This is a genomic window from Pseudomonas sp. Sample_21 (assembly GCF_004307525.1).
Taxonomy (GTDB): domain Bacteria; phylum Pseudomonadota; class Gammaproteobacteria; order Pseudomonadales; family Pseudomonadaceae; genus Aquipseudomonas; species Aquipseudomonas atacamensis.
In genome coordinates, this window is sequence record NZ_RCNZ01000036.1 from 1 (window position 1) to 12912 (window position 12912).

The window sequence follows — 12912 nt, forward strand, 5'->3', positions numbered from 1 at the left end:
CAATCGAAAGGGGCAGTTATCGCTTGAGGATAATCATAGAATCTCCCACAGGGGACCGGCGTTGCTTGTTTGATTGGGGTTCTACAGGCCATCAGTACTCAGGCAGGTCCGCCGTTCTTGTCTGGCAGTTGGGCAAACCACTGCGCATACGGTGTATTGCTCACTTTGAATCGGTTGTAATCCGGGCTGCCGTCATCCCACCACACCGGCCCGCGTTCACCCAGCGCGACTTTGGCCTCGTTGACGCGAGCTCTCGCTGACTTCAACGCCTGTGCATCGTCGCCACGCTTCGCCTCTTTGACCGCACGCCGCGCTGACATGAGTTCGGCTACAAATGCCTCACGCTCGGCGGCTGGCAGCGCTGGATTGCTGCAACGCCAGAGTTGCTGCTTGACCACAAAATAGCGGCCATCGGGGGTGGTGGGGTACATGGGCGATATCCTGCGTGATCCAGTCTCAGACCGGGTAGGACAACTCGCCGATGAGTTTATCCAGCGTAATCGGATAATCGCGCACCCGCACGCCGCAAGCGTTATAGATCGCATTGGCGATCGCCGCCGCGGCGCCGCTGATACCCAACTCGCCAACGCCTTTGGCCTTCAACGGGGTGGCATACGGGTCGACTTCATCGAGAAAGATGACTTCCTGATGGGGAATGTCGGCGTGCACCGGCACCTCGTATCCGGCCAGATCGTGATTGACGAAAAAGCCGATTCGATGATCCACCGCCAGCTCTTCCATCAATGCCGCGCCGGCGCCCATGGTCATGCCGCCGATGATCTGGCTGCGCGCAGTTTTCGGGTTGAGGATGCGCCCGGCGGCGCACACGGCCAGTTGCCGACGCAGGCGAATTTCGCCGGTCGCCGCATTGACCGCGACCTCGGCGAAATGCGCGCCAAAGGTCTGCTGGGCGAAGCGCTGGGCAAGGTCACCGTATTCCATGCGGTCCTCGCCCGTCAGCTCGCCATTGGCTGCGGCCTGAGCCAAGCCAACCTGCTGCGAGCCTGCGCGAATCTGTGCATCGACAAACTCGGCTTGCTGCGGGTCAATCCCGACGGCGCGAGCGGCGGCCTCACGCAGTTTCACGCACGCGGCATACACGCCGGCAGTGGAGGAGGCGGCGCCCCACTGGCCGCCGGAGCCCGACGATGCCGGAAGCCGCGAATCGCCCAAGTGCACCACGACACGGTCCAGCGGCACGCCCATCATTTCGGCGGCGGTCTGGGCGATGATGGTGTAACTGCCGGTGCCGATGTCGGTCATGTCGGTTTCCACGGTGATGACGCCTTGACGATCGAGACGCACCCGCGCCGCCGAAGCGGTCGTCGGTGCGCCGCGAATCGCCGAGGCTAGCCCGATGCCGATCAGCCAACCGCCCTCACGGCGCTGAGCGGGTTGAGGGTTGCGCTGACGCCAGCCGAAGCGTTCGGCCCCAGTGTTCAGGCATTCCACCAACTGCCGTTTGGAGAACGGCCGCGCCGGTTGCTCCGGATCGACCTGCGAATCGTTGAGGATGCGCAGTTGCAGCGGATCCATTTGCAGCTTTTCCGCCAGTTCATCCATGGCGATTTCCAGCGCCATCATCCCCGGTGCCTCGCCCGGCGCGCGCATCGCCGAACCCTCGGCCAGATCGAGCACGGCGAGATTCAAACGGGTCATGCGATTGGCACCGGCGTAAAGCAATCGGGTTGACGCGGTAGCCGCTTCGGCGCGTCCGCCGCGCAGATTGCCCGACCAGCTCTCGTGGCCGATCGCCGTGATCACGCCGTCACGGTTGGCACCGATGCGCAGGCGCTGAAGCGTCGCCGGACGATGGGTCAGGTTGTTGAACATCAGCGGCCGCGGCAGCGCGACTTTCACCGCCCGCCCGGCATGTCGAGCGGCCAGGGGTGCCAACACTGCGTCGCAAAGAATCGTGCCCTTACCGCCGAAGCCACCGCCGATATACGGCGAGATCAGGCGCACATCTTCCTTGGCGATGCCGAGGGTTTTCGCCAGATCGCGCACGCCCCAGTTGATCTGTTGGATCGATGTCCACAAGGTCAATTGCTTGCCACTCCAGCGGGCAATGGTTGCGTGCGGTTCCATCATCGCGTGGGCCTGGTCAGGCGTGCTGTAGTGCTGATCGATTTGCACGGGCGCAGCGTTGAAGGCGCCTTCGAAGTCACCGACGCGGGTCTGCGGCGGCGGGCCGAAGCCGGCCGGTGGCGGTGGGGTTGCGGAGTCTTTCGCAGCCGCCAGATCGAATGAACCTGGCTCGGCCACGTAGCGGATGTCGAGCAAGCCGGCGGCCGCGCGCGCCTGTTCAAAAGTGTCTGCGACGACAATCGCCACGGCCTGGTGATAGTGATCGACCTGCGGCCCGGCCAAGGCCCTGGCTACGTAAAACTCGCCTTTGGCCAATGCCCCGGCGTTTTCGTAAGTGACGATGGCGATTACCCCGGACGCCTCCCGCGCTTGCGTCGAATCGATCGAGGCAATGCGCCCTTTGCCGATCCCGGCGCCGACGATATAGCCATAGGCGGCGTCCGGCGCCGCTGCGTTTTGCTCGTAGGCGTAGGGGGCGGTGCCGGTGGTTTTCAGCTTGCCGTCGATGCGGTCGGCAGGTTGGCCGATGACGTTCAGCTGGTCGATCGGATTGGAGCCGGCCGGGGTGTCGAATTTCATCTGCGAACTCCTTTCAGACAGGCTGGCGGCGCCCACGTAGCGCGGCGCAGCCATCGATTGACGTCGGATCTCTACGAGCCTAGGCCATCGACGCGCTGCTGATAATGCGCGGTTTCAGGATGGAGTGATGAATCCCGCTCACCAATCCTGACCAACATGACAAATAAGAATAAGTTTCAATTACTAATGCGACCGTATACCATGCGCCGCGTTTTCATTGGCGGTTTTGCCCTTCGTTCTGGCCTATTCGTAAAGGTTTTCACCTCATGCGTCGAACTCTGCTTTCCATTTGTGTGCTGCAGGCGTTGTCTTCTTCCTCGTGGGCTGAGTCAGCCGAACCGACTTCTTCAACGCTTGAGCTGGAAGCCACCGATGTGGTCGGCACAGCGGATTACGAACGGGCAGACGGCCCGGTGCAGGGCTATCGCGCGACCCGTTCGGCCAGCGCCACGCGCACCGACACTTCGATTCATGAAACCCCGCAGTCGATCAGTGTGGTGACCAAGGATGCCGTCGAAGACCTCGGCGCGACGCGTTTGCAGGATGCGCTGGATTACGCCGGTGGCGTCGGTCGGGCGAACAATTTCGGCGGGCAGGGCATGACCACCTTCACCGTGCGCGGTTTTACCACCGGTGAGTTCTACCGCAACGGTTTCCCGATCAACCGTGGCTACCCGAACATGCCTGACGCCAATACCATCGAGCGTCTGGAAGTGCTGCGCGGCCCGGCGACCATGCTCTATGGCCGTGGCGATCCCGGCGGCACCTTCAACGTGGTGTCGAAACAGCCGTTGCCCGAGCGCACCGTTACGTTAGGCAGCCAATTGAACGACCAAGGCATAAAGCGCGGCACCCTCGACGCTTCCGGGCCGCTCGACGAAGAAGGGCGTCTGGCCTATCGCTTGAATGTGGTGGGCGAGGGCGGTGACACTTTCCGCGATCATGTCGAGACCGAGCGCTACGGCATCACGCCGGTGCTGACCTGGCAGGCCACCGACGCGACCAAGCTGATTTTCGAAGGCGATTTCATGCGCAACAACGCGCCGCTCGATCGCGGCGTGACGCGCTACCCGGCGCAGATCGGCACTGCCTCGCGCGATACCTTCTTTGGCGAGAAGGACGTCGGCAAGCTGCACAACGACAACAACATGGCGCAGTTGCGTTTCGAGCACATGCTCAACGACGACTGGACCCTGGGCGGCGGTTTCCAGTGGCTTGACGGCTCGCTCAAGGGCAATGCGATCGAGGCCAACGGCATTGCCGCTGACGGCCGCACGCTGGGGCGCAACTTCAACTACCGCAAGCTGGAATGGACCGACAAGGACACCCAGCTCAACCTCACCGGGCATTTCGACACTGGCGGTCTGCAGCACACCTTGCTCACCGGCATCGAGTATGAAGATTACGATTACAAGTCGATCATCCAGCGCTCCAGCGGCGCGGTCAGTGCCTACCCGATCGACATCTTCAATCCGGTTTACGGCCAGCCACGCCCGGCGCTGACCCGCACACCGACTCACGACAAAGAGAACCTCAAGACCTACGCGGCATTCGTGCAGGATCAGGTCGCCCTGACCGACAAACTGAAAGTGCTGGCCGGCGCACGTTTCGAGCGCTTCGAGCACGATTACGAAACCTACGTGCCCGGCGGCAAGAGCTGGCAGGCCAGCGACAACGCCGTCACCCCGCGTATCGGCGTCACCTACGATTTGACCGATACCCTGGCGGTCTACGCCAACACCGCGCGCTCGTTCAAGCCCAACACCGGCGCCAGTCGCGAAGGCGGCGGTTTCGCCCCGGAGAAAGGCAAGTCCTACGAGATGGGCGTGAAGTGGGAAGCGCTGGATCAGCAGTTGAGCGTCGACGCGGCGATCTACCAGATCGAAAAACGCAACGTGCTGACCACCGACCCGGTGGATTCGACCTTCAGCGTCGCCGCCGGTGAAGTGCGCAGCCGTGGTTTCGACGTCAACGTCAGCGGCAATCTCACCCCGGAGTGGCGAGTGGTCGGCGGTTACGCTTACGTCGACGCCGAGGTGACCAAGGACAACACGCTGCGCTCCGGCACGCGCCTGCTGAACATCCCGAAGAACAGCTTCAGCCTGCTCAATATGTACGAATTCCAGGACGGCACGCTCAAAGGCCTTGGCCTTGGCACCGGCCTGAAATACGTCGACGAGCGCGCCGGGCAGACCGCCAACACCGCGTTTTCCATGGGCAGTTACACCGTGGTCGACCTGCTGAGCTTCTACAAGGTCAACGACAAGGTGCGCCTCAATCTCGATGTGAAAAACATCTTCGATCGCGACTACGAAGAAGGCGCCTTCGGCAACGTTTACGCCTACCCGGGCGCGCCGCGAACCGTGCAGGTGGGGATTTCCTACACGCTGTAAGTCACCGCAGCGGTTGCCGCCGGCCCATGCTGGCCTGAGAGTGGCATGTCGAAATCAGACATCGGCATGCCGCACTCAGGCTAGTTGCGCGGCGGTCGGGCCACGTAAGGTGAAGCATCATTTCGTCGGCAAAGCGTCTGCGTCGCAGCTTTCGCCTGATGCCGACACCGGAAATGATGATCGCCTGACGCTCAGTCAGTGGCCCAAACGTCGATCATGAGAACAATAAGAACCCATGACTAGCCTGAACCCCAAGGACTCCAACGGTCAGTTGGCGCAAGGTTTCAAACCGCGTCACGTCACCATGCTTTCCATTGCCGGCATCATCGGCGCAGGACTTTTCGTTGGCTCAGGCCACGCCATCGCCGCCGCAGGACCTGCGGTGCTGCTCGCTTATCTGTTCTCCGGTCTGCTGGTCGTGCTGGTGATGCGCATGCTCGGTGAAATGGCCGTGGCGCACCCCGACACCGGCTCGTTTTCCACCTACGCCGATCAAGCCATTGGCCGCTGGGCCGGGTTCACCATCGGCTGGCTCTACTGGTGGTTCTGGGTGCTGGTAATTCCCATCGAAGCACTGGCCGCCGGGCACGTGCTCAATCAGTGGTTTCCCCAGGTCGATGCGTGGTTGTTCGCCTTGCTGTCGATCGTGCTGCTGGTGATTACCAACCTGTTCAGCGTGTCGAAATACGGCGAGTTCGAATTCTGGTTCGCCATGGCCAAGGTCATCGCAATCATCGGTTTCATCGGCCTGGGCTTTGCGGTGCTGATGGGCTGGATTCCCGAGCGTGAAGCCAGTGGCTTGAGCACGCTGATGGCCGAGCACGGCGGCTTTGCTCCGAACGGTATGTCGGCGGTGGTCGGCGCGTTCATCACCATCATGTTCAGTTTTATCGGCACCGAAGCGGTGACCATCGCCGCTGCGGAGTCGAACAACCCGGCGCAGAACATCGCCAAGGCCACGCGCTCGGTGATCTGGCGTATCGGCATTTTTTATTTGCTGTCGATCTTCGTGGTGATTTCCGTGGTGCCTTGGAATGACCCGCAGCTCGCCTCGGTCGGTTCCTACCAGCGCGCACTGGAACTGATGAACATTCCTAACGCCAAATTCCTCGTCGACGTGGTCGTATTGATCGCGGTGGCCAGTTGCATGAACTCGTCGATCTACATTTCCTCGCGCATGCTCTATTCGCTGGGCCGACGCGGCGATGCGCCGCCGGCATTGAAGATGACTTCGGCGGCCGGCGTGCCACGCGCGGCGGTCATTGCCAGCACGGTGATCGGCGCAGGCGTGACGTTACTCAGCTATTTCATGCCGGCCGGGCTGTTCCAGTTCCTGCTCGCCAGCTCCGGCGCAATTGCCTTGCTGGTGTATCTGGTGATCGCCATTTCGCAGTTGCGCATGCGCCGCCGACTGGAACGGGAGAAAGTCGAAATGACCTTGCGCATGTGGCTGTTTCCCTGGCTCACCTGGCTGGTCATCGCCTTTATCTGCGCGGCGTTGGCAGTGATGATGATCACCCCTGAACATCGCCTTGAAGTGACTTCGACCATTGGCTTGGCGCTCCTGATTTCCTTCGTCGGATTGATCACCAGCCGCCAGCACGGGCCGGCGGCCAGAGTGGCGGCGGTGGGCAAAGCCTAAGCAAACAACGCTTTGAGCCCACGGGAAAACCAGCCGTTCGGGCTCGAAGGCAGATGCTCACGTTGATTGAATGAGCCCGTCAACGCGCAGGTTTCACTGGCGAGCGAGCCCATCAATTGCGGCAGCAAAAAGCTGCGTTCGCATTCACTGGCGGACAGTCCGGTGTTCTCTTGCGGCCAAACGACGCTGGTTTCGGCAAACGGCTTCATGGCGCACCTCCTCAACAATCAAACGTCCAGCACCAGGGTTTCGCTGCCCTGCGCCGGGGCGGCGCAGCAGATCAGCACTTCGTCGTCCGCCAGGCGCATGGCCGGCGGGGTGAGGTAATGCACCTGGCCGCTGGTAAGGCGGGTTTTGCAGGTGCCGCACGAGCCGCCGCGACAGCTGAACTCCGGGTTCAAGCCACGCGCCTCGGCCAGTTCCAGCAAGGTGCCGCTGCCCGGTTCCCAGCGTGCTTCCTTGCCGGACGTGGCGAACAACACCTTGACCGGTTCTTCCGCGACCGGCACTTGCGGCGGCGCCGGGGTGCTGATTTCGACATCGCGGATCAGCGTCGACGGGCCGAAGGTTTCGGCGTGGATGCGATCATCGGGAATGCGCATTTTGCGCAAGCCGTCGTACAGCGCCTGAGTGAAGCTGCCCGGGCCGCACAGGTAGAAATCGTAGTCATCCAGCGGCAGCAGGCTCTTCAGCAGGGCGACGTCGATGCGCCCGGCATGATCGTAACCCTGCGCTGTTGCGTCCAGCGGCGGCTGGCTGACCACGCGCAGCACCTTGACCTTGTCACCGGCGCGCGCAGCCAAGGCGTCGATTTCTTCGCGAAAGGCCAGATCCTCGACGGTGCGACTGCTTTGCACCACCCAGGTCGGGCGCATGCGGCTGATGCGTTTGCCCTGATAGACCACCTCGCGCAGCATCGACAGCAGCGGCGTTACCCCAACCCCTGCGGCCAACAGCACCAGTGGCCGGCGTTCGGTGGCGTCGACGGTGAAATCGCCTTGCGGCGCGCGGGCTTCGATCAAATCCAGTGCCTGGACCCGATCATGCAGATGCGAGGATACCGAGCCATCGCGTTTGACGCTGATGCGCAGGAACTCGTCCGACGGCGCGCTGGACACGCTGTAGGTGCGGATCGACGCGGCATCCTGACCGTCGAGCAAGACCTTGATCGGCAAGTGCTGGCCCGGTTCAAAGCGCGGCAGGCCGAAGCCATCGTTGGCTTGCAGGTAAAAGGAGCGGATCTGCGGACTCTCATCGACCACCCGCGTGACGTGCAGCGCGCGCCATTGATTGCGCAGCGCCTCGGCCTGCAGACGCTCGCGGGTCTGTTCCCAGCTGCCGGTCATTTGCGAGTTGGGCGAATCGCCTTCCGGCTGCTCGGCCCAGCGCAGTGGCAGCGCGGCCTGACGGTAAACGATGCGCTGCGGCTTGAAGCGCCACAGGCGCTCGGCGCCCTGGAACGCGGCGATTTGCGGATCGTCGAGCAGCACTTCTGCGCTGCCGGTCATCTGCAACAGATCGCCGCTTTCGAAATCGATAAAGGTCAGCCCGGCGCGCGGGTTGAGCAGGATGTTGCCCAAGGTGTTGAAGAACAGATTGCCGGAGAAATCCGGGATGGTCAGGGTGCCGTCCTCGTCCATGTGCACGAAGCCGGATTTTCCACCGCGATGGGACACGTCGACTTGGCGCTCGCCGTCGCGCACCACGTAAGTGGCCACGTAGAACGAGTCGGCGGCGGTGATCATGTCGCGCACCAAGGGTTCGCTGATCGGCAAGTCGAGCGCGTTGTCGGTGGTCTCGTCGACGAAGGCGTAATGGCGCAGGTTGATATAGCGCGGGCAGTTGCCGTAAGCCTGGGTCACGCCGATCTCAAGAATGTTGTCATCGCGGCGGCTGATATTGCCGTTCATGCGATTGCGCCGACGGGTGTGCAGCTCGATGCCGAGCATGCCGATCGCATCGCCGGGTTGCAGGCCTTGATTGGCCGGGTCATTGGGCTGCGCGTCGAGTTTGATGTTCAGAACCTGTGGTGACGGCGAATCCATGAACCCCGGTTGACCGGTGCGCAGCGTCGCCCACGGATCGCCCTGGCTGTCGACAGCGCCGAGTACGACGAAGGGCAGTTGCGCATAGAACTCGCGGTGCTGGTCCGGCATCCAGTCGCGGGCCAGTTGCCGCTGACCGACACCGACCATCATCTCCACCGCGCCGACGGCACGTTGCAGGGTCAGCTCACCTTCATGCCAGGGCGAGGGCTGCGGTTTCGACGCTGTGTCCATTTCGATTCTCCTCGGGTGCAAACGGGCCGGTGAGCCGCCAGGGGCTGAAGCTCAAGTGGGCTCATGTTCGCCCTCGGCCGGTTGCGAGGGAATGGCCAGAAACTGCAATCCACTGTTTCACTCGGTGAAATGATCCCTGCGCGTGCCTAAGGAGGCGGGTGATTATTTCACTGGCTGAAATGCTCGATTGTATTTGCTGAGGATTCCGCGATTTGCGGCAGGGGAGCAGGATGAGCTCCATCGACACGATCAGCGGGTCGACCTCAAATAATCCAGGAGCACGTCATGTCTCAGTCAGCCGTCAAACTGTACCGCCATCCGTTGTCCGGCCACTCGCATCGCGTCGAGTTGATGTTGTCCCTGCTGGATGTGCCGACCGAACTGGTGTTCGTCGACCTGATGAAGGGCGCCCACAAAACCCCTGAATTCCTCGCCCTCAACCGTTTCGGCCAGGTGCCGGTGATTGATGACAACGGCACGGTGCTCGCGGATTCCAACGGCATTCTGGTTTATCTGGCGAGCAAATACGGCAACGGCCAGTGGCTGCCGAGCGATCCGGTCGAGCAAGCCAAGGTGCAACGCTGGTTATCGGTGGCCGCCGGGCAGATCAGCTCCGGCCCGGCCACGGCACGCTTGATCACGGTGTTCGGCGCCGGTTACGACGCGGCTGATGCGATCAAGCGTTCCCACGCTTTATTGCAGGTGATGGAAGACGAGTTGGCCAACAGCGCATTCCTTGCCGGCGATAAGGCAACCGTTGCCGATGTGGCCGCCTACACTTACGTCGCCCACGCACCGGAAGGCAATGTCTCGCTGGAGGATTACCCGAATGTGCGGGCGTGGCTGGCGCGGGTCGAGGCGCTGCCGAAATTCGTCGGCATGCAGCGTACAGCGGTGGGCCTGCAAACAGCTTGATTCACAACGATGCACATATCCTGTGGGAGCGAGCCTGCTCGCGAAAGCGGTGTGTCATTCAACGGTGATGTTGACTGACAGAATGCCTTCGCGAGCAGGCTCGCTCCCACATGATTTCACTGTGTTTTCGAAGTTTTTTACAGGATCCCGTCTATGGATCGTTTTCAGGAAATGCGCATGTTCCTGGCCGTGGCCGAGGAGGGTGGCTTTGCGGCGGCGGCCCGGCGTTTGAACACCTCGCCCCCCAGCGTCACCCGCGCCATTGCCGCGCTGGAGCAACGCATCGGCACGCGCCTGTTGTCGCGCACCACGCGCAGCCTGCACCTGACCGAAGCCGGGCATCGTTATCTGGACGATTGCCGAAGAATTCTGTGCGACGTCGACGAAGCCGAAGAGGCGGCCGCCGGCAGTTATCGGGTGCCGTGCGGGCACTTGAGCGTGACCGCGTCGGTGTTGTTTGGCGAGCTGTTCATCGCGCCGTTGCTGGCGCAATACGTCGATGCGTTTCCTTCAGTGCATCTGAAGGCGTTGCTGGTCGATCGCGTGGTGAACATGGCGGAAGAGGGTATCGATGTCGCCGTACGCATCGGCCATCTGCACGAAAACAATCAGCATGCAATCAAGGTCGGCGAGGTCCGCCAAGTGATTTGCGGCACGCCGGATTACTTCGCCCGCTATGGCCGACCGCAACATCCGAACGAGCTGAGCCGCGCCAATATCGTCATGTCGTCCGCCAGTCATTTGCTCAGCGATTGGCAATTCGCCCATGCCGATGGCCCGTTGAGCTTTCGCTTCGAACCGCGTCTGGTGGTCACCGCGAATCAGGCGGCGATCAACATCGCCAGTTCCGGTTGGGGCATTACCCGGGTGCTGTCTTATCAAGTCGCCAGCCAGGTTGCGGCCGGTGAACTGGAATTGGTGTTGCAGGCCTTTGAGCCGCCGGCGTTACCGGTGCAACTGGTCTATCTGAAACATCCGCGCGTACCGGCGAAGGTGCGCACGTTTGTGGATTTTCTCAGCGAGCGGCTGCAACACCACCCAGCGTTGAAAGCCGTGAACAGGGTTCACGGCTAAGGCTTCAAGGTTCAACTCAGCGCTGGATCAGTTTGCGGCCGCAGCGGTTTCGATCAGGCTGGCAACGGCTTTCGGGTTGGACACCATCACCACGTGCGAAGCGCCTTTGACCACGACGGTCTGCTTGGAGTGCGCGCGCTCGGCCATGAACGCCAGGGCTTGCGCCGGGATGTTCTTGTCCTGGTCACCGTAGACGAAGTACGACGGCACGGTTTTCCATGCGGGCTCGGTGGCGGCTTCGTTGAGCGCGGCGACGGTCACCGGGCGCTGGGTCGCGGCCATCAACTTCGCATCTGCCGGGGAAACATCGGCTGCGAACTGCTCATGGAATTTGTCCTGCTGGATGTACAAATCCTTGCCACCATCGGCCAGCTCAACCGGGGCCGACAGGGTCGGGCCAAGAGTGCTGCCAGGGAAGCGGCCGGACAATTCGGCTGCGGTTTCACCCTTTTCCGGAGCGAACGCAGCGACGTACACCAGCGCTTTGACATTGGCATTGCCGTAAGCGGCTTCGCTGATCACCGGGCCACCGTAAGAGTGGCCGACCAGCACCACCGGGGTTTTCACGCTGGCCAGCACATCCGCCACCGATTGCGCATCACCCTTGACCGAGCGCAGCGGGTTGGCGGCGGCGATCACCGGGTAGCCATCCTTCTCGAGAATCTTGACCACGCCGTTCCAGCTGCTCGAATCGGCGAATGCGCCGTGTACCAGCACCACGGTAGGTTTGACCGGCGCGGCGAACGCAGCGGTGGCGCCGAACATGGCGGCGGTAAGGGCGAGGGTTGCGAAGACTTTGTTCATGGTGATGTCCTGTCGATTGGTTAAGGTGGGAATGGAAGCGACAGTGGTATTTAGCGCGCTAAATGTGTCAGTTGTGTGTGCGCACGGCCGAACTTCGCATGCGTATGTATCTGTGTCGGTGAAAGCTACACGCTGATACAAAGCGATCCATTCAATCAGATCGCGCGGCGGACTTTGCCCGGGGCCTCGCCGTAGATTTCCTTGAATTTCTTGCTGAAGGCAGCCTGCGACTGATAGCCGACCTGTACGGCAATGTCGTTCAGGCCCAGATGCGAATGGCTCAGCAGACTGAACGCCAGCTCCATGCGCAACTGGGTCAGCAGCACCCACGGCGACACGCCAGCGACCCGGGCGAAGGTGCGCATGAACGTTGCACGGGACATGTTCGCGGTGTCGGCCATGGCTTCGATAGTCCATTCGTGCGCCGGGTCGGCCAGTATCGCCTGACAGGTTCGGCCGAGGCGCTGGTCGCCTAGCAGCGCCAGGGTGCTCTTGTCCTGCTCCGCACGGGCCAGATGCGCACGCAGAATCAAGGTGAACAAGGCTTGGGACAGTGAATCGAGGAGAAAGCGTGCACCCGGCTGTTCGCTGTCGGCTTCGCTGCGCAACAGCGCAATCAGGGCGGTCAGCGGCGCATCCATCGGCAAGCCATCGTTGGCAATCAACAGGTTATCGGGGAGGGCGGCGAACAGCATCGACGCGCGGTTGTAGTGAAAGCCACCGCAGAGCATGTCCAGATCGGCGCTCGCGCCGCCCAGCCGATAGATCGGCAACACCCCGCCGGGAATCAGCGTTGGCGACATCGGCGCTACGTTTTTGCCGGCACTGTGCAGCACATGTGGCGTCCCCCGTGGCAACAGCAGAATATCGCCGGCGCGCATCGCCAGGCGTTGTCCGCTGGCCAGTTCCACCCGGCATTCACCTTTGAGCACGACGTGGTAGGGCGCCTTGCCCAAGGCTTCCTGTTGATGATCGCGCGCCCAATCGCCTTGAAACTGGCAACGCAGATCGAGGCTGCCGCGCACGTTGGCCAGGCTGATGAGCTTATCGAGCGAGTTCATTGGCACCCATCACGAAGGAATCCGCAAAGTTGAGACGATTGAGCAAGACGTTGAGCATGACCGACAAAAGCGCGATT

Annotated in this window: 10 protein-coding genes and 1 pseudogene; 4 read left to right on the top strand and 7 right to left on the bottom strand. The window is 61.9% G+C overall.

What is annotated here, in order from left to right; all coding sequences use genetic code 11:
- Positions 1-98 precede the first annotated feature (98 nt).
- The gene (locus D8U71_RS04530; protein ID WP_125927081.1) at positions 99-431 is read right to left on the bottom strand and encodes a hypothetical protein; all 333 of its coding nucleotides are present in this window, start codon (positions 429-431) and stop codon (positions 99-101) included.
- A gap of 25 nt (positions 432-456) precedes the next feature.
- Positions 457-2667 carry an aldehyde oxidoreductase molybdenum-binding subunit PaoC gene (gene paoC, locus D8U71_RS04535; protein ID WP_130887236.1) on the bottom strand — a complete coding sequence of 737 codons (2211 nt, stop codon included), beginning with the start codon at positions 2665-2667 and terminating at the stop codon, positions 457-459.
- Positions 2668-2933: 266 nt separating this feature from the next.
- Here paoC and D8U71_RS04540 point away from each other — a divergent pair, with 266 nt between their 5' ends.
- Both D8U71_RS04540 and gabP read left to right on the top strand, forming a co-directional pair.
- Positions 2934-5060, top strand: a complete 2127-nt coding sequence (locus D8U71_RS04540; RefSeq protein ID WP_130887237.1) for a TonB-dependent siderophore receptor — start codon at positions 2934-2936, stop codon at positions 5058-5060.
- 235 nt (positions 5061-5295) lie between these two features.
- The gene (gabP, locus tag D8U71_RS04545; RefSeq protein ID WP_130887238.1) at positions 5296-6702 is read left to right on the top strand and encodes a GABA permease; all 1407 of its coding nucleotides are present in this window, start codon (positions 5296-5298) and stop codon (positions 6700-6702) included.
- On the opposite strand, the gene D8U71_RS04550 is transcribed toward gabP, so the two are convergent.
- Together D8U71_RS04550 and D8U71_RS04555 are read right to left on the bottom strand one after the other, a co-directional pair.
- Positions 6699-6911, bottom strand: coding sequence for a hypothetical protein (locus D8U71_RS04550; RefSeq protein ID WP_130887239.1), 213 nt, complete (start codon positions 6909-6911; stop codon positions 6699-6701). The genes gabP and D8U71_RS04550 overlap by 4 nt on opposite strands.
- A gap of 18 nt (positions 6912-6929) precedes the next feature.
- Complete coding sequence (locus D8U71_RS04555; protein ID WP_130887240.1) at positions 6930-8981, bottom strand: pyridoxamine 5'-phosphate oxidase family protein; 2052 nt, start codon at positions 8979-8981, stop codon at positions 6930-6932.
- A 285-nt stretch (positions 8982-9266) separates the two neighbouring features.
- Here D8U71_RS04555 and D8U71_RS04560 point away from each other — a divergent pair, with 285 nt between their 5' ends.
- A complete protein-coding gene (locus D8U71_RS04560; RefSeq protein WP_024013009.1) occupies positions 9267-9896 on the top strand; it encodes a glutathione S-transferase in 630 nt (209 codons plus the stop codon).
- A gap of 20 nt (positions 9897-9916) precedes the next feature.
- Here D8U71_RS04560 and D8U71_RS28790 read toward each other — a convergent pair.
- Positions 9917-10006: pseudogene (locus D8U71_RS28790) on the bottom strand (metal ABC transporter ATP-binding protein); the annotation flags it as partial.
- A 43-nt stretch (positions 10007-10049) separates the two neighbouring features.
- Here D8U71_RS28790 and D8U71_RS04570 point away from each other — a divergent pair.
- Positions 10050-10970, top strand: a complete 921-nt coding sequence (locus D8U71_RS04570; RefSeq protein WP_016774781.1) for a LysR family transcriptional regulator — start codon at positions 10050-10052, stop codon at positions 10968-10970.
- 27 nt (positions 10971-10997) lie between these two features.
- Here the strand turns inward: D8U71_RS04570 and D8U71_RS04575 are convergent, their stop codons facing one another.
- Both D8U71_RS04575 and D8U71_RS04580 read right to left on the bottom strand, forming a co-directional pair.
- Positions 10998-11774 carry an alpha/beta hydrolase gene (locus D8U71_RS04575; protein ID WP_125927074.1) on the bottom strand — a complete coding sequence of 259 codons (777 nt, stop codon included), beginning with the start codon at positions 11772-11774 and terminating at the stop codon, positions 10998-11000.
- Between the two features lie 155 nt (positions 11775-11929).
- Complete coding sequence (locus D8U71_RS04580) at positions 11930-12835, bottom strand: AraC family transcriptional regulator (protein WP_130887241.1); 906 nt, start codon at positions 12833-12835, stop codon at positions 11930-11932.
- Positions 12836-12912: the final 77 nt, after the last annotated feature.

What these genes read in the sequence shown, in the direction of transcription:
- D8U71_RS04530 (WP_125927081.1), bottom strand. Translation starts at nt 431, where the DNA reads ATGTACCCCACCACCCCCGATGGCCGCTATTTTGTGGTCAAGCAGCAA.
- paoC (WP_130887236.1), bottom strand. Translation starts at nt 2,667, where the DNA reads ATGAAATTCGACACCCCGGCCGGCTCCAATCCGATCGACCAGCTGAAC.
- D8U71_RS04540 (WP_130887237.1), top strand. Translation starts at nt 2,934, where the DNA reads ATGCGTCGAACTCTGCTTTCCATTTGTGTGCTGCAGGCGTTGTCTTCT.
- gabP (WP_130887238.1), top strand. Translation starts at nt 5,296, where the DNA reads ATGACTAGCCTGAACCCCAAGGACTCCAACGGTCAGTTGGCGCAAGGT.
- D8U71_RS04550 (WP_130887239.1), bottom strand. Translation starts at nt 6,911, where the DNA reads ATGAAGCCGTTTGCCGAAACCAGCGTCGTTTGGCCGCAAGAGAACACC.
- D8U71_RS04555 (WP_130887240.1), bottom strand. Translation starts at nt 8,981, where the DNA reads ATGGACACAGCGTCGAAACCGCAGCCCTCGCCCTGGCATGAAGGTGAG.
- D8U71_RS04560 (WP_024013009.1), top strand. Translation starts at nt 9,267, where the DNA reads ATGTCTCAGTCAGCCGTCAAACTGTACCGCCATCCGTTGTCCGGCCAC.
- D8U71_RS04570 (WP_016774781.1), top strand. Translation starts at nt 10,050, where the DNA reads ATGGATCGTTTTCAGGAAATGCGCATGTTCCTGGCCGTGGCCGAGGAG.
- D8U71_RS04575 (WP_125927074.1), bottom strand. Translation starts at nt 11,774, where the DNA reads ATGAACAAAGTCTTCGCAACCCTCGCCCTTACCGCCGCCATGTTCGGC.
- D8U71_RS04580 (WP_130887241.1), bottom strand. Translation starts at nt 12,835, where the DNA reads ATGAACTCGCTCGATAAGCTCATCAGCCTGGCCAACGTGCGCGGCAGC.